Source organism: Nostoc sp., from assembly GCF_036917155.1.
Classification (GTDB): Bacteria; Cyanobacteriota; Cyanobacteriia; order Cyanobacteriales; family Nostocaceae; genus Nostoc.
The window spans coordinates 1-293 of record NZ_JBALDZ010000109.1 but is presented as its reverse complement, the minus strand read 5'-3'; the positions used below and the strand labels follow the sequence as shown (position 1 = coordinate 293).

Annotated in this window: 1 protein-coding gene; it reads right to left on the bottom strand. The window is 39.9% G+C overall.

Annotated elements, in window-relative coordinates; genetic code table 11:
* The coding region (locus tag V7K67_RS15810; RefSeq protein ID WP_335167345.1) for a tetratricopeptide repeat protein at positions 1-293 on the bottom strand (293 nt) is incomplete at both ends.

The following is a 293-nucleotide window of genomic DNA, read 5'->3' as shown; positions in this document are numbered from 1 at the left end:
AGCGTAAGCATAATTAGGGTTAAGTTTAAGGGCTTGGTTCAAGTCAGCAAAAGCGTGGTCATAGTCTCCTTTAGAACTGTATAAATACCCACGATATATGTAAGCATCGGTGTAGTTAGGGTCAAGTTTGAGGGCTTGGTTCAAGTCAGCAAAAGCGTGGTCATAGTCTCCTTTAGAACTGTATAAATTCCCACGATTTATGTAAGCGTAAGCATAATTAGGGTTAAGTTTAAGGGCTTGGTTCAAGTCAGCAAAAGCGTGGTCATAGTCTCCTTTAGAACTGTATAAATACC